The organism is Dactylosporangium sucinum (genome assembly GCF_014647515.1).
GTDB lineage: Bacteria > Actinomycetota > Actinomycetes > Mycobacteriales > Micromonosporaceae > Dactylosporangium > Dactylosporangium sucinum.
Map to the genome: position 1 here is coordinate 15,654 of NZ_BMPI01000028.1, position 15,281 is coordinate 30,934.

The 15,281-nt window shown below is 70.3% G+C and carries 16 protein-coding genes and 1 pseudogene; 8 read left to right on the forward strand and 9 right to left on the reverse strand.

The window, feature by feature from the left end; genetic code table 11:
* Positions 1-2: 2 nt before the first annotated feature.
* From IEZ31_RS26755 to IEZ31_RS26785, 7 genes are read right to left on the reverse strand one after another with little or no spacing between them, the layout of a single operon-like run.
* Entirely contained in the window at positions 3-719 is a 717-nt protein-coding gene (locus IEZ31_RS26755) for an ABC transporter ATP-binding protein (protein WP_190252744.1), read from the reverse strand.
* Complete coding sequence (locus IEZ31_RS26760; protein WP_190252745.1) at positions 716-1,495, reverse strand: ABC transporter ATP-binding protein; 780 nt, start codon at positions 1,493-1,495, stop codon at positions 716-718. The genes IEZ31_RS26755 and IEZ31_RS26760 overlap by 4 nt, the downstream gene beginning before the upstream one ends.
* Positions 1,485-2,462: a branched-chain amino acid ABC transporter permease gene (locus IEZ31_RS26765; RefSeq protein WP_190252746.1), complete on the reverse strand. Its 978-nt coding sequence runs from the start codon at positions 2,460-2,462 to the stop codon at positions 1,485-1,487. The genes IEZ31_RS26760 and IEZ31_RS26765 overlap by 11 nt, the downstream gene beginning before the upstream one ends.
* Positions 2,459-3,331, reverse strand: a complete 873-nt coding sequence (locus tag IEZ31_RS26770) for a branched-chain amino acid ABC transporter permease (protein ID WP_190252747.1) — start codon at positions 3,329-3,331, stop codon at positions 2,459-2,461. The genes IEZ31_RS26765 and IEZ31_RS26770 overlap by 4 nt, the downstream gene beginning before the upstream one ends.
* Before the next feature lie 7 nt (positions 3,332-3,338).
* On the reverse strand, positions 3,339-3,755 hold the full coding sequence (locus tag IEZ31_RS26775) for a VOC family protein (RefSeq protein WP_190252748.1): 417 nt from the start codon (positions 3,753-3,755) through the stop codon (positions 3,339-3,341).
* A gap of 31 nt (positions 3,756-3,786) precedes the next feature.
* Positions 3,787-4,542, reverse strand: a complete 756-nt coding sequence (locus IEZ31_RS26780; protein ID WP_190252749.1) for an SDR family NAD(P)-dependent oxidoreductase — start codon at positions 4,540-4,542, stop codon at positions 3,787-3,789.
* Positions 4,539-5,759, reverse strand: a complete 1,221-nt coding sequence (locus tag IEZ31_RS26785) for an ABC transporter substrate-binding protein (RefSeq protein ID WP_190252750.1) — start codon at positions 5,757-5,759, stop codon at positions 4,539-4,541. Before IEZ31_RS26785 ends, IEZ31_RS26780 begins: the two co-directional genes overlap by 4 nt.
* 332 nt (positions 5,760-6,091) lie before the next feature.
* Between IEZ31_RS26785 and IEZ31_RS26790 the strand changes: the two genes are divergently transcribed.
* The 3 genes and pseudogenes from IEZ31_RS26790 to IEZ31_RS26800 all read left to right on the forward strand — a co-directional run bounded on the left by IEZ31_RS26790 (position 6,092) and on the right by IEZ31_RS26800 (position 7,995).
* Positions 6,092-7,108: an LLM class F420-dependent oxidoreductase gene (locus IEZ31_RS26790; RefSeq protein ID WP_190252751.1), complete on the forward strand. Its 1,017-nt coding sequence runs from the start codon at positions 6,092-6,094 to the stop codon at positions 7,106-7,108.
* A gap of 95 nt (positions 7,109-7,203) precedes the next feature.
* Positions 7,204-7,524: pseudogene (locus IEZ31_RS56865) on the forward strand (FAS1-like dehydratase domain-containing protein); the annotation flags it as partial.
* Between the two features lie 63 nt (positions 7,525-7,587).
* Positions 7,588-7,995, forward strand: a complete 408-nt coding sequence (locus IEZ31_RS26800) for a MaoC/PaaZ C-terminal domain-containing protein (RefSeq protein WP_190252851.1) — start codon at positions 7,588-7,590, stop codon at positions 7,993-7,995.
* A 74-nt stretch (positions 7,996-8,069) separates the two neighbouring features.
* Here the strand turns inward: IEZ31_RS26800 and IEZ31_RS26805 are convergent, their stop codons facing one another.
* Together IEZ31_RS26805 and IEZ31_RS26810 are read right to left on the reverse strand one after the other, a co-directional pair.
* On the reverse strand, positions 8,070-10,691 hold the full coding sequence (locus IEZ31_RS26805) for a toll/interleukin-1 receptor domain-containing protein (protein ID WP_190252752.1): 2,622 nt from the start codon (positions 10,689-10,691) through the stop codon (positions 8,070-8,072).
* The gene (locus tag IEZ31_RS26810; RefSeq protein ID WP_190252753.1) at positions 10,688-12,091 is read right to left on the reverse strand and encodes a helix-turn-helix domain-containing protein; all 1,404 of its coding nucleotides are present in this window, start codon (positions 12,089-12,091) and stop codon (positions 10,688-10,690) included. Before IEZ31_RS26810 ends, IEZ31_RS26805 begins: the two co-directional genes overlap by 4 nt.
* Positions 12,092-12,190: 99 nt before the next feature.
* Here IEZ31_RS26810 and IEZ31_RS26815 point away from each other — a divergent pair, with 99 nt between their 5' ends.
* The 5 genes from IEZ31_RS26815 to IEZ31_RS26835 are packed head-to-tail and all read left to right on the forward strand — an operon-like array spanning position 12,191 to position 15,065.
* A complete protein-coding gene (locus IEZ31_RS26815; protein WP_190252754.1) occupies positions 12,191-12,727 on the forward strand; it encodes a hypothetical protein in 537 nt (178 codons plus the stop codon).
* 56 nt (positions 12,728-12,783) lie between these two features.
* A complete protein-coding gene (locus IEZ31_RS26820; RefSeq protein ID WP_190252755.1) occupies positions 12,784-13,236 on the forward strand; it encodes a hypothetical protein in 453 nt (150 codons plus the stop codon).
* 4 nt (positions 13,237-13,240) lie between these two features.
* Complete coding sequence (locus tag IEZ31_RS26825; RefSeq protein ID WP_190252756.1) at positions 13,241-13,741, forward strand: hypothetical protein; 501 nt, start codon at positions 13,241-13,243, stop codon at positions 13,739-13,741.
* Between the two features lie 7 nt (positions 13,742-13,748).
* Positions 13,749-14,078, forward strand: coding sequence for a hypothetical protein (locus IEZ31_RS26830; protein ID WP_190252757.1), 330 nt, complete (start codon positions 13,749-13,751; stop codon positions 14,076-14,078).
* A gap of 39 nt (positions 14,079-14,117) precedes the next feature.
* The gene (locus tag IEZ31_RS26835; protein WP_190252758.1) at positions 14,118-15,065 is read left to right on the forward strand and encodes an ATP-binding protein; all 948 of its coding nucleotides are present in this window, start codon (positions 14,118-14,120) and stop codon (positions 15,063-15,065) included.
* The last annotated feature ends 216 nt before the right edge of the window (positions 15,066-15,281 follow it).

The window sequence follows — 15,281 nt, forward strand, 5'->3', positions numbered from 1 at the left end:
GCTCAGCCCTCCACGACGGCGCCCATGGCGGCCTGGTAGGCGGCGTCCAGCTCGGCGACGTCATCGTGTTCGGCGACGACCCGGCCGCGCATCAGCACGACGCCACCGTCCGCGACCTGGCCGAGCACGCCGATGGTCGGCGCGGCCAGCAGCACGGCGGTGCCCGACCGGGCCAGATCCCGCACGGTGCGCAGCAGGTCCTCCACGATCAGCGGGGCCAGCCCGGTGGCCATCTCGTCGAGCAGCAGCACGCTGGGGTCGGTCATCAACGCCCGGGCCACCACCATCATCTGCTGCTCACCGCCGGAGAGCACGCCGGCCGGCCGGTTGGCGCGGGTCCGCAGGATCGGAAAGCGGTCCAGTGCCTGCTCCACCCGCTCCGGGTCCAGTCGCAGCAGTTCGGCGCTGACCATCAGGTTCTCCCGGACGCTCATCCGCGCGAAGAGCTGCCGGCCCTGCGGCACCAGGGCGAGCCCGGCCCGGGCCCGGTTCCGGGTGGGCAGCGCGGAGACGTCCCGGCCGCCGAGGAACACCTGCCCGCCCGCCGGCACGGAGCCGTACATGGCCAGGACCAGGCTGCTCTTGCCGGCGCCGTTGGGGCCGACCACCAGGGTCACCCGCCCCGCCGGCACCCGCAGCTCGGTGCCGGCGAGGTTCAGCGCGCTGGCCCGTCCGTACCGGACGGTCAGGCCGGAGGCCCGCAGTCCCGTCTCGCTCATCGATCCACCTGCCCGGTGCCGAAGTAGACTGCCTGCATCTCGGCGCTGGCGAGGCAGTCGCGGGGTGCGCCGTCGAAGACGACCGTGCCGCCGGCCATCAGCACCATCCGGTCGGCCATCGAGGCCACGATGTCGACGTTGTGGTCGACCAGCAGCACGGCCGTGCCCCCGGCGGCCACCGTGCGGATGGATTCGGACAGGCCGGCGATGCCGTCAGCGGCCAGCCCGGCGAACGGCTCGTCGAGCAGCGCGATGCGCGGGTGCTGCAGCAGCGCACGGGCCACCTCCAGCAGCCGCAGCTCGCCGAGGGTCAGGTCGGCGGCCAGCCGGTCGATGCGGTGCAGCCCGAGGCGGGCGGCGATGTGGCCGGCCTCCTCGCGCAGTGCCCGCCCGCCCGGGGCGACCACGCCTCGCACCGCCGTGCCCAGCAGCGCGAGGCCGGAGGACAGGTCCCGGGCGAGGCCGCCGACGATGATGTTGTCGCGGGCGGTGAGCGCCCCGGCGACCTGCGGGTACTGGTAGGTGCGGGCCAGCCCGGCGCGACGGGCGCGGCGGGAGGGCGAGCCGGCCAGCGGTACCCCGCCGGCGAGGACCTGGCCGCTGTCGGGCTGCTGCTCGCCGCCGATCAGGTCGACGATCGTGCTCTTGCCCGCGCCGTTGGGACCGACCAGCCCGACGATCTCCCCGGCGCCGACCGCGAACGAGGCGCCGGTGACCGCCTTGACTCCGCCGTACGACTTGGTCAGCTCGTGACAGGAAAGGATGTCAGCGTTCATCGCGTCCGCCTCGGTTGACAGCGCCGACGAGCCGACCGGTCAGGTCGCGGGCCACGCCGATCAGGCCCTCCGGGGCGAAGATGAGCACGGCCACCACGGCGACGGCGAACAGGAGCGTCCCGGAGCCCTGGAAGAAGTTGAGGTTGAAGGTGAGCTGCGTGACCAGCAGCGCGCCGATGACCACACCCCACGGGCTGGAGCGCCCGCCCAGGAACGGGATGAACACCGCGAGGAACGCCACCGACAGCGGGATCGACTCCGGCAGGATCGACAGGTTCGCGGTGGTGAACACGGCGCCGGCCAGCGAGCCGATCGCGGCGCCGATGCTCAGCGAGATGAGCGTCAGCGCGGTCACCGGCACCCCGGCCGCCTCGACGGCGACCGCGGCCTGGCCCTTGGCCCGCAGCGCGACGCCGAACGGCGAGCGACGCAACCGGGACAGCAGCAACGTGATCAGCCACATCAGTACCAGCGCGACGATCACGATCTCGTCCCGGCCGAGCTGCGCGCCGAAGACACTGATCGACCGGGTGAGGATCACGCCCTCGGCGCCGCCGGTGACGTCGTGCGCGTCGATGAGCCATGCCTGGAACGCCTCGCCGAACAGCAGTGTCACGGCGGCCAGGTAGAAGCCGTTGAGCCGGCGGGTGGCCAGGCCCAGCACCACGGAGATGAGCACCGCGGCGACGATGCCCAGTGGTAGCGACACCAGCAGCGGCCAGCCGGTCCGGGTGGCGACCAGGCCCATCGCGTAGCCGCCGATCGCCGCGTAGGCGTTGTAGGCGATGGACAGCGAATCGCCCATGATGAAGTGGCTGTACAGGCCGAGCCCGATCAGCCCGTACGTGACGGTGAGCACGGCGAGGTCCTGCCGGTACCCGTCGGTGCCGACCCAGGTGATGGCGAGGATCAGCAGCGCGCCGGTGATGACTGGCTCGGCGAGGGGCCGCAGGCGGGTGGCGCTCATACCCGTACCCGTTTCATGAAGATGCCCTGGGGGCGGAAGGCGAAGAAGAGCACGGCGGCGGCCAGGGTCGCGTACTGCAGGGCGGCCGCGCCGAAGTAGAAGATGGCGGCGGACTGGATGGCGGCCAGGATCAGCCCACCGGCCAGCGGCCCCCACACCGACGAGGTACCGCCGATCACCAGCGCCAGGAACGCGAAGAGGGTGTAGTCCATCGAGCTGTCGAAGATGATCCCGGAACGTGCCGCGAAGACGCTGCCCGCGAGGCCGGCGAGCACCCCGGCGAGGGTGAAGGAGGCGATGCGTACCGCCCGCACCGGCAGGCCGAGGACGATGGCGGCCGGCGTGTTCTCGCCGATCGCGCGCAGACCCCGGCCCATCCGGGTGCGGTAGATGAACAGCAGCAGCAACCCGAACGCCACCGCGGTCAGCCCGACCTCCAGCGCGGCCTGGGACGTCACCGTGGCGTTGCCCAGCCGCACCGCGCCGTCCCCGACCAGTTGTGGTCCGGGCAGCGCGGCACGGCCGAACAGCACCCCGGCGAGCTGTTCCAGGGCGAACAGCGTGGCCACCAGCGCGATCACCATCGGCAGCTCCTCGTTGGCGCCCGGCTTCCACATCGGACGCACCACGAGCACCTCGGTCAGCAGCGCCAGTGCGACCGCGCCGATCACCCCGATGACGACCCCGGCGACGGCGGGCAGCCCCCGCACGCTGGTGAAGTACGCCGAGGCAAGCCCGGCGAACACCGCGTATCCGCCGATCGCGAAGTTGAAGAATCCGGAACTCTCCCGAACCACGAACATCGCCGCGGCCAGCAGACCGAAGAAGCATCCTGTCTCGATGATCGAGACGATGACCTGAAGGGGCATCGTTGACTCAGGGGTGCTTCTGGTTGATCTCGACGACGTTCATCGACGGGTCGTAGCAGTAGACCTGCCGGTACCCCTTGAACGCCCACGTGCCGGCGTCGTTGTAGGGCATGCCCAGCTCGTCCAGCCGCCGCATCACGCCGTCGATGTCATCGACCTCGATGGCGAGGTGCCCGTTGATGACCGGGTGCAGCCGCAGCTGGTTGTCCCACGGCAGCGACGGGGTCGGCTTGCAGATGTGGATCTGCCGCTGGTTGTGGTCCTCGAACAGGGCGACGAAGTCGTTGCCCGTCTCCAGGGCGCCCCGTCCGTCGCTGACGAACGGGAACGTCTTCTCCTGCATGCCGAACACCTTCGAGTAGAAGGCGGCCATCGCCCGGACGTCCGAGGCGGGCAGGTTGACGTGATGCAGGCTCCACGACATGGAACTCACTCCTTGGATGTTGTGACGGGGGTCAGACCCGAAGCGGGTGACCGCCACCGACGATCAGGGTCTCGCCGGTGATGAAGGCGCTGTCGGCGCCGCAGAAGAACCGCATGGCGCCCACGAGGTCGGCCATCCGGCCCTGGCGCTGGATGAGCTGCTTGTTGGCGATGAAGTCGCGAAGCAACGCTTCGGGCAGGTCGGCCATGGCCGACTCGGAGTCCATCGGCCCGGGGGCCAGGCAGTTCACCCGGATTCCGTCGGGCGCGAACTCCTTCGCCAGCGCGGCGGTCAGGCCGCGCACGGCGAGCTTGGTGATGCCGTACACGTCGGTGGCCGCGAACCCGGACACCGAGGAGATGTTGAGTACCGCACCCGCGTCGCTGCGGCGCAGGTGCGGCCGGCAGGCCCGGGCGCAGTTGACGATGCCCAGCACGTTCACGTCGAGGATCTCCCGCCACCCGGCGGTGGAGATCTCGGTGACCGGCCGGCTCCAGGCCATCAGGTGCTTGCCGGCGTTGTTGATCAGGATGTCGAGACCGCCGAAGTGTGCCGCCGCCTCGTCGACGGCGCGTTGCACCGACGCCTCGTCGGCGGTGTCGCAGGCGACCCCGAGCGCCGCGGCGGCCCCGAGATCGGCGGCGGCCTGCTTCGCCGCCGTCTCGTCGATGTCGGCCAGGACCACCCGGGTCCCGTCGGCGACCAGCGCCTGCGCGAACGCCCGCCCGATGCCCCGGGCACCGCCGGTGATGAACGCGGTGCGCGGCTGGCCCGTCGTGCCCGTCATGAGCACTGCGGCTGGTAGTCGGCCCAGTTGTCGCCGGGCTGGTTCTGCTCGGTGAAGCGGCGCAGCACGATGCCGCACAGCCCGTCGCTGCCGACGTGCTTGCTGGACGTGAAGCTCATCGTGAAGCCCTGCCGTCCCCAGCTCGCCGGGAACTTGCTGATCTGCTCGAGCCCGTCCCGCACCTGCGCCGGGCTGCTGTCCACGCCGGCCTTCTCGATCGCCTGCTTGAGCAGGTACACGGTGTCGTAGCCCTGCGCGGCGAACGCGGTCAGCCCGAGGTACTTCTCCCCCAGCTTGGCCTTGAGCTTGCCGCCCAGCTCGGTCGAGCGCTCGTTGTCGGCGGAGATGGCGCTGGCGTAGACGAGCTGCCGCAACGCGCCGGGCTTGGCCAGCTTCCAGGTCTCCGGCTGGTTGCCGATCGACGCCAGGGAGATCCGCGGCGTGTCGGGCATGATCTGGTGCGCGGTGTTGTGGAACAGCACCTCCAGCTGCCCGCCCAGTGAGGACACGAACAGCGCGTCGGGCTTGGCGCCGGCGATGCGGCTCAGCTGCGGCGCCACGTCGGTGCTGTTGAGCGGCGCCTTCTCGTTGGCGACGATGGTGATGCCGGACTGCTCGAAGATGGGCAGCAGCCCCTTGTTGAGCCCGGCCATGGTGGGCGAGTCGTCGGTGATGACAGCCAGCTTCGTGACGCCGGTCTTCTTGAACGCCGCCGCGTAGACGGTGCCGATGTCGGTGATCGGGTTGGCCAGGATGAACGAGAACGTGTTGTTCGGCGGTTCCGCGATGGCGGTGGCGATGTTCGTCGCCGAGACGGCCACGATCTTCTCCTGCTCGACGACCGGCTTGACCTGCTGGGCTGACGCCGACGACGAGTTCATGATGATGACGCGGGCACCGTCGCTGACGAGCTTGCGAACCACGGCCGGCGTCTGGCTGGGCTGGCTGCCGTCGCTCTGACGGATCAGCTTGAGCGATCGCCCCCCGACGCCGCCCGCCTTGTTGATCTCGTCGATGGCCAGCGAGATCCCCGTGCTCGCCTCGGCCGAGGTGGCCGCGGTACCGCCCGAGGTGTCCTCGACCATGCCGATGACGATGTCTTTTCCGGACGACGAGGAGCCGGAGTCCTTGCCGTCGCCGCAGGCGGTGATCAGTGCGGCGAACGTGAGTGAGGTGGCCACGATGCTCAGGCATCGTGCCGCGCGGGTACGGGACATGGTCGCTCCCTGCGGGGTGGGCAATGCGGCCGGAAGCCCTGACGGGGGAAATGCGCGCAGGGCTGTGGGGTGTGAATGCGACGAGCCGGAGGCTCCGGCTCTCGGCGTCCCGAAGAGCGGTCGGGAAGCGCCGACGGTCTGTCAGTAGAACGTCGTTCAAGGTGTAGGTGCCGAACATCATGGAATGGATCATCCGGGAGTGTCAACCCTCAGCGCCGCTTTTCCAGCGAAGACGGGCGCGGTTCCGGCCCTTGACGCTCACCGTCGGCGTCCCTACTGTTCTCGAAACCAAGACAATGATCGTTCTATATACAGAACAGAACCGGGACTTCATGAAACTCGGACTCAGCCTTGGACACTCCACCGGCCTGCGTGACCTCGCCGCCGTGGCCCGCCGCGCCGACGCGGCCGGCCTGGACTCCCTGTGGGTCTCGGAGGCGTACGGCTCCGACGCGGTCAGCGTGCTGGCCTACCTGGCGGCGGTGACCAGCCGGATCGGCCTGGGCACGGCGGTGCTGCAGATGCCGGCGCGCACGCCGGCCGCCACCGCGATGACCGCGCTCACCCTCGACCAGCTCAGCGAGGGCCGGCTGCTGCTCGGCCTGGGCACCTCCGGCCCGCAGGTGGTGGAGGGCTGGCACGGCGTCGCGTTCGACTCCCCGCTGGCCCGCACTCGCGAGTACGTCGACATCGTGCGCGCGGTGGTGGCCCGGCGGGACCCGCTGACCTACCCGGGCGTCCACTACCCGCTGCCGTACCCGCGGCCGGACCGGGATCCACCGCGCCCGCTGAAGGCCACACTGCACCCGACCCGCCCGCGGATTCCGGTCCTGTTGGCGGCCAACGGCCCGCGCAACGTGGCGCTGGCCGGGCAGCTCGCCGAGGGCTGGCTGCCCGCCTTCTACTGCCCCGACCGGCCCGAGCTGTACCACGAGCTCCTCGCCCCCGGGCTGGCCCGCCGCAGCGCGGACCTGGGCCCGCTGCGGGTCGTCGCCACGGTGCACCTGGCGCCCGGAGCCGACCTCGCGGCCTGCCGGGACGCGCTGCGCCCGGTGTTCGCCCTGTACCTGGGCGGCATGGGCACGCGCGGCCGCAACTTCTACGCCGACCTGGCGTCCCGGCTCGGCTACGGGGCGGCCGCCCAGCACATCCAGGACCTGTACCTGGACGGGCACCGCACCGAGGCGGCCGCCGCGGTGCCGGACGCGCTCATCGACCAGCTCGCCCTGGTGGGACCCCGGGAACGGATCCGGGACCGGCTGGCGGCCTGGGCGGATGCCGGGGTCGACGTACTGACCCTCAAGACCACCGACGTCGACCTGGCCGCGTGGCTGGCCACCGCGCTCTAGCAGACCCCGATCAGGAGAAGAACATGCCGCTCAACGAGGCGTTCATCGGCAAGGTGTTCACACCCACCGCGCCGTACCGGGTCAGCCGGGAGAAGATGCAGGAGTTTGTCCTGGCCACCGCGGCCGCCCCCGGCCAGAACGGCCGGCCGGTGGTCCTGCCCACGTTTCCCATCGTGCTGAGCCTGCCCGCCACCCGCCACGCGCTGTCCGACCCGGCACTCGGGCTGGACTACAGCCGGGTGGTGCACGGGCGCCAGCGATTCCGGCACACGAGGGACATCCGGGCCGGCGACGAACTGACCGTGACCGTCCACATCGAACAGATCCAGTCCGGTGGGGTGCACCAGATCGTCACCACGCGCAGCGAGATCGCCACCACGGCCGGGGAGCCGGTCTGCACCGCATACTCGACGCTGGTCGAACGGGGGACCCGGCCCCGGGCCGGCAATCGCGGCGCGGAACCGCCGCAGCCCTGGACCGTGTCCGGCCAGCAGCTGCCAGACCGCGAGTTCACGGTCACCCGGCAGGACCTGGTGCGTTACGCGGGCGCGTCGGGTGACTTCAACCCGATCCACTTCAGCGATCACGCCGCCACCCAGGCGGGACTGCCCGGTGTCATCGGGCACGGGATGCTCACCATGGCGCTGACCGCGCGGGCGGTCACCGAATGGATCGGCGACCTGGCCGGAGTGCTCGACCATGAGACCCAGTTCAAACGGCCGCTGCTGGTGCCCGACGACGGGGGTACCACGCTCACCGTGTCCGCGACCGTCGGCGACCCCGACGACGCCGGCCACCGCCAACTGGTCGCCGAGGCGAACGCCGGTGCCACCCTCGTCGCGGTCTCCCGCCTCACCATTCGCCCGGTCGCGCGCACCGGTCGATGAGGAACAGGTCGCCTTCTTCCGCGCCGGCGGGGGCCTGGTGATGGCACGCGGCGGCAGTCGGCGGCTGCGCGTGCTCAGCCGAGGTCCGCGCTGACGATGGTCAGGAGGCGGCGCGCGTTGATGGCCATCGCCAACAGCGGGATGGTGTGGTGCTGCAGCAGCCGCAGCGCATCGGCGCTCGTGCACTCGGCTTCCACGGTGAGCCGGGACAGCTCGCGGTCAAGCTGATGAGCCTCGTTGCGGGCCTCCTCCGCTCGGGCGTGCTCGCCGGCCGCGGCCAGCGTCCGCCCGGCCACCGTCAGGCAGTCCCGCAGGTCTTCGGCCAGGGCGACGGCGACGAGGCCGGCTCCCTCCGCCGCGGTCAGCCCGACGGCACCCACCGGAGTCGGGCGGGTCGGCGTACCGCGGGGGTGGTCGTCGACGAGCGGGCGCATCAGGCCGACGCTCGCCTCCGCGTCGACGACGGCGGCGGGCACGTCGCCGAGCGTCAGCCGGCAGACCGCCGCGATGGCCAGCAGACGGGCCATCTCGCGAACGACCGCTCGATCGTTGTCGCGGAGAGCCTGGCGCAGCTGGTCCCCAACGGCCGCAGTCATCATGATCATGTGCCACATCGGCACGGGACCGAATCCCTGGCGCGGCGGCGGACCCGGCTCGGCCGCGCCCGCCACGAGATGCGTGTAGCTGGTCGCGAGCGTGAGCGCATCGCGGAGGCTGCGACGCTTGACCATCCCCAACGCGGCGAAGCAGACGTCGGCGAGCGTGTCGTCGAGCCCGAAGCTGGGGACGGCCCAGCCGAGCGCCTCGTTCGCGGTGCGATAGCCGCCCCGATGAGCGGCCTGGGCCCGATTGAGCTTGGCGAGCATCCCGTCGTGCAGTGCCGCAGCCAGCTGAGGATACTGCCTCGTGAACGTGTTGTCGCCCAGTCCGATCCGGGCCAGATCGGCGGTGAGGTCGATGTCGCCGTGCGCGGTCAGCGCCGCTGCCGCGGCGCGGTCAAGGGCTTCGGGCTGATCCAGCTCTCTGATGATCACGAGGACGAGGGTCATCATGCGCGGTAGGTCGGAGGCGAGCAGTTCGATCAGGATGTCGTGCAGGTGCGGGTGGCGGGTCGCGGCCCGGCTGAGCACCGTGAGAGCCCGCCGGTGCTGGTATCCCGCGAGTTGCGGCGCGATCTTGGCGAGCAGCCCGGACCGGGTGAGGAACGCTCGCGCAACGTGCTCCTCACCGAGGATGTCGGGGCGTAGCGCTGCGGGGGCGAGGCGATCCCCGCTCGGGTACATGCCGAGCACCCAGGTTCTGTACCGGGCTACCACGTGCCCGGGCTCCTCGGACAGCTCCGGCATGAGAGCCAGGGTTTGATCGAAGCGGGCGGGGTCGTGACCGCCGAATGCTGTCGCGGCGAGCACCACGGTGTCGAGCCGGTCCCGAAACGGATCGACCAGGTCGTATGAGGATGCGCTCTGCCGCCAGTACTGCGCCTCCAGCTGCAGCAGCCGGGTCGTCGGATGTAGCGCGGGCCGCACGCCGGGCCCGTCGATCAGCCCGGTCAGGGCTTGCACGTGCAGTGACAGGCTGGTGGAGTCGTCGAGGTGGGCGAGCTCGGCCTCCACGTCGGCGACGGGAAGGCCGAGCTTGCCGGCGAACGCGGCCGACGCTCGCCGGTATTCGGCAATCGGGTCGCGCACGTCGGGCGCGAGTTCGAGGTGGAGCAGCCGGGCCGCGCTCTCCGCGATGCGGACGTCGCGATGCCCGGTGAGGTCGTCCAGCCAGCGTCCCCGTGATCGGGCCACGATGAGGCCGCGCACGACGGAGCGCTCACGCTCGCCGCACAGCGCCGCGAAGATGTCGGCGATCCGTTCGCTTTGCCCCTCGGCTTCGTCGGCTATCAGCAGGACGTTGCTGTCGAGCCGGCTGAGGTGCCGGGCATCGGCGACGGTGCCGTGGGCGGACAGCTCCCCGGCCCACCAACCGCGACCGGACAGTCCGGTGGCGAGCTTCTGGGCCAGTCGTGTCTTGCCGACGCCGCCCGGCCCGGTGAGCAGGGCTATCGACAGCTGGTCGGGCCCGTCGAGCCAGTGCTGTAGTGCCGAGATCTCCGCTGTGCGGCCCGCGAACGGCACGACGGCGTGCTCTGGCAGCAACAGCGCGGCGACGGATCCTGGTGCTGGCGGTTCGGGGGTGACGAGGAGGTGGTTGGCCGACAGCGCGGGCACCGCCTCACGCATCGAGTCGACGAGGTGGCGCAGGTCGGGAGCCTCGAAGCGGCTGCGGAAGTAGACGGTCTGCCGGTCGGCGATCCCGGCGATGCTGGGTGGCAGCATGTCCCGGGTGAGCCGCTCGGCGCCGTCCAGGATGACCGGAATCAGCGGGATGTTCGCGGTCAGGGCGTACTCAATCTCCCGCCGCACCCAGTCGTCGGGGTCGGCGAGCCGGGGGCGGCCTCCGCGGTCGGCGACCGTGGCCCACTGCGGCCCGATGACGGCGATCATGACACATGCCTGCCGCAGCGCGGCCGTAAGCTCCTCGGGGAAGGCCGCGCCGACGGGGATGGAGCGAGCCGATCGGAACACGTGGCGGTCGCCGAAGACTTCCCCCAGCCGGCCGTCGATCTGTCCCGCGGCGTAGCCGCCGTCGGTGGACCGGAAGCTGATGAAGACGGCGTTGCGTGGCGCCTGCGGGGGGCGGCCCGTCACGGGTACAACCGCCCCTGCATGGCCGCGTTCAGGTGGGCCTGGACGCTGGCCACCTGCGGCCGCTGGTTCCAGCGGTGCAGCCCGTGGGTGAGCAGATGCAGGTCGGACCTGATGGTCGCGGAGTCGACCATGGTGACGTCGCCGACAATGCCTTGCACGATGTGGCAGGATTGCTCGACGTTGCCGGCGGAGGCGTGGGCGAGGGCCTGCCGGATCGAGAACCGGGCCGTCGACCTGATCGCATCGGGGCCGATCTTCGGTACTTCCCTGTCGAACACCTCGATGGCCTGGTCGAGGAATCCGAGTTCGTAGAGGCACCAGCCGCGGACGAGCTGGGTGAGATTCGCGTCGTCGACCGCTGGGTTCTCCAGGGTCGGCAGCATCGTCGCCGCCCGGTCGGCGGCCCGCAGGGACAGCGTCGCATCGCCGGCCAGGGCGTGCGCCTGGGCGAGACGCTGCGCGGCGAGCCATCCGGTGCGCGGGCTCGTGCCCGCACGGCTCGCAGCCGCGCTGGCGAGTCCGATCGCCAGGCCGTGATTGCGTTTGTAGAGCGCCATCAGAGATTTGCGGATCAGGCTGTACGCCCACAGGTCGTCGTCGCCGACGAGGCTGGCGATCTCGGTCGCCTGGTCGGTCCACCATGTCGACATGTGGTGGTCGCCCAACTCCTGGGCGAGCCACCCGGCCAGCTCGGTGCCGAGGCCGAGCAGGCTCATCAGGCGCGCCCAGCGCTCGCCGGTGGCGCCGGCCGCCTCGATCCGAATCGCCTGCAGCGTGCCCACGAGCACCGGGAAGATGACCGCGGGACTCATCGACCGCGCCATCGTCCGCAGACCGTCGATGGTGCCGCCGAGCATGGCGGCAGATCCCTTGGTGGCCGCGACGGGTGCCCACGACATGAGCGCGGGGTTGTCCAGGAACTCGCGGCCGGTGTGGCCGGGGACGACGAACTGACCCGATCCGTCGGGGCCGAGGCGGATCACCCAACCGCTCGCCGCCGCCATCGGCAGCATGCCTTCACCCGATGCGATCAGGGCTTCCGAGTACCCAGGTGCCGCGGGCAGGGCGGGATTGTCAGCCTCCAGGAGGGCCGCGAGCGTTCGCCCGGAGCCGAGCACCGCGTCGCAGCGCCGGGCGATCTCGACGTTCGGCCGCTTCTCGCCCCGCTCGATCTTGCTCAGGTGACTCTTGCTGTAGTGGACGCGCTCCGCAAGCTTCGCGATCGACATTCCGGCAGCGAGCCGGAGCTGCCGCAACTGTCCTCCGAACGTGGAAGCGGTCACGGTACTCCCCGTATCGACGTCTTCCGTCTCCTGGTCAGAGGGTACGAGGACACAGTGGAAGTGACAACGACGCTCTGTCCATAGTGGGCATAGAAAACGGCGTCGATGTGCAGACAAGCATCCTGCTCAAACCACCGAAGGGCGGATTCCGCCGTTGCTCGGTGGCGATCGCCGCTGCCCTGGAGGTGGAGAATGTCGGAATCACCGGTCGGTCCCGTGCTGGACTCTGCCGGCGCCTACCTGAAGCGAGCCCTCGACCTACGCCAGGACGAGACCCTCGGGGGCCGGGTCATCACGTTCGGCATGCGACTGCTGGGTGACCTCGTCAAGCAAGTGGCGGACGACGTGGCCAGCCAGGACCTCGCCGAGGTCGCCCTCGTCTACGACGTGCTCTCGTCGCAACTTGCCACGGTCACCGGACGCCTGCCGGATGAACTGTACCCGGCACTGGTCGAGCTCTGTGACGACTCGGCGGCTCGCCCGCTGGTGGCGCGCGTCCCGCGCCCACAGCCCGCCCTGGTGGCGTCCCTGCGCGCACTGGTGCTGCGAATCCGGGTCACCTACGGCTGGCCGAAGGCCACCGACGCCACTCGGGTGGTGCAGGTCATGCATCGCGCCGGAGGGGCGAAGGTCATGGCGATCACGGTCGAACACAGCATGTCCCGTGACGACCTGCCTGCGCACGTGCGCGGGCTCGCGTTCACGACGACCGAGCGGTCCGCCAGCTTCCAGCTGTTCCCCCGGTCCTCCTAGCCGGTCGACCGACGTCGGCATATCGATGTGGAGATCAGATGCCTATTCCCGTCATCGTGATCGTGGCGCAGGTCGTTGCGACCGCGCTGGTCGGCGTGGTGGTCGCCTACTGGCCCCGGATCATGCAGTGGTCGGTGGACAGCCTGCTGCCGTGGGTGGACGAACACCTACCGGCGTTCGCCGAGGACGTGCGTCTGGCGTTCCAGAGCCTCGACAACGCCATTGTCGACATCCGGCGGGCCATCCGCAGCGCCTGGCGACGGGTACGCGACTTCCTGCTGCGGGAGACAGCCGACTTCATCCGCCTGTTCAACGGACGGTGGGCCGTACAGATCACCTCGTACCTGCGAAATCAGGCGATGAACGGAAAGCCCATCGTCAAGATCGTCTCGCAGGAGGAGATCGATTGGGACGACCTGCCCGAGGATGTCCGGGCCCAGGTGATGCGCGACGAGCTCGCCCCCGTCGACGTCACGAAGATCCGCGACGAACTCACCCAGGAGGGGTGAATCGATGAGAAGGGATGGAACGGTGTTCACCATCTGGTTGGTCGTCGGCGTGGCAGCGGTGGCCGTGGTGCTCGTCCTGGCGACGCGACGACGGAGCACGCCCGCGGCCGGACCCGCCGTCGACCGGCAGTCGCGAACCCATCGCGAGATGGGAGAGCTGGTGCTGACGGCGTACGCCAACGAATGGGCCACCAGACTCGCCAGCACTCCGGAGGACCTGGCGAGAGCGGTGCGCGGGGGCGACCCCGACCTGCTCGCGGCGCTCGACGGCCTGGTGGGGCAGGTGACCGTGGCCTTCGGCGCTGACGGCTCCCCGCGCACCGGCGTGACCGCGACCGTGACCGTCGCCTACAGCGACGGCAAGCGGCGCTCGACGGCGCAGGTGCAGGCGCCGTGGGACCTGGTGCCGAGCCAGGCCCGGGCCGCGTACCTGTCCGGCAGCGCGCAGCAGCCGCTGAGGTTCACCTGGCGAGCCGTGCCGCCCGCCACCGCGGCACAGAACTGAGGCGGCGATGATCTGGCTGGTCTGGGCCGTGGTCGCCGCGGTCGTCGGTACCGCCGCGGTCGTCGTGGTGACGTCGTGGCCCGAAGTGGCCGAGCTGCTCCAGCGGTGGCTTCGCCGCAACAACCTCACCAAGAGTTCACTGGCCACTGCCGTCGTCGTCCTCGACCGCCTGGCCGTCGGCGTGCGGCGGGTGGTGCGAGTGACGACACACGCGGGTGTGACGCGAAAGGTCTCCACCGAGGAGATCGACATCGATGACATCGACGATCCGGAGCTGCGGGCCACGCTGCAGCGGACCGGGCATGCCGAGGGCGACGTCCTGCGGCTGGTGGACTAGAGCGACAAGGAGCACAGCGCGACAATGAACAACTGGTCCATGGTGCCGCCGGACAAGACCGTCACCCGAAGAGGCGCGGAACCACCGCCGAAACCGGAACCTGCCCGCGTCGACGTTGCCGACACGCCCATCGAGTTCGAACCGCGCACACCGCGCCGCACGATAGCCGACCTCATCGTCCCTGCCGAGGTCCGCACCCGCATCGACCTCGCGGTCAAGCAGCTGGAGAACCACGACGAGCTCTACCTCAAGTGGAACCTGCGCAAGGTCGATCCCTACCGCACCGGGACGGCACTGAACTTCTACGGGGCGCCGGGCACCGGCAAGTCGCTCGCGGCGGAGGCGGTGGCGGCCCGCCTCGGCCGGTCGTTCATCGACGTGAGTTACGCCGAGATCGAGTCCAAGTACGTCGGAGACACCCCCAAGAACATTGTGCGGTGCTTCGAGCAGGCGCGGCAGATGAACGCCGTGCTTGTCTTCAACGAAGCGGACTCCATCCTCGGCAGCCGTCTGAGCAGCGTCACGCAGAGCGCCGATCACAGCGTCAACGTCTCGCGCGCCGTCATGCTCGCGCAACTCGACGCCTTCGGCGGACTGGTCGTCTTCACCACCAACTTCCCTCGCAACTACGACGCCGCGTTCGTCCGCCGCATCCTGGTGCATGTCCGGTTCGACCTGCCCGACCTGGCGACCCGGGTCCGCCTCTGGCGCCATCTCATCCCGGAGGACATGCCGCGCGAGACCGGCTTCACGGTCGAGCGTCTCGCGGAGGCGTCCGACGGGCTCGCCGGCGGCGACATGGTCAACGCCTTGAAGGCTGCCGGCGCGGAGGCGGCGTCCCGGCCGCATCCCCGCCACCATCTGGAGCTGGCCGACCTGATGCGGGAGATCGATCAGATCCGCCGGGCGAAGGCCGAGGTCGGCAAGGCGCACGGCGGGTTGCGTCACACGTCGATCGAGACGGTCGACGAGATGCCCGATGCATGATCGCGGCCCAGTCCTCTGACGTGATCGATAACTGAAGGGGTCTCCGGTACGTGTTCAGCGACCAAGCAGAACCTCATACCGGAGACCTCGTGGCCAACTTGGCGGTGACGAGGCGACACGATCGCACCGACGCGCAATGGCCAACGCGGCCTGATCGCCGCCGGTCCAGAGGTACCAGCCGCCGCCGAGGTGTCGGAACCTCAGCGACTCGAACAA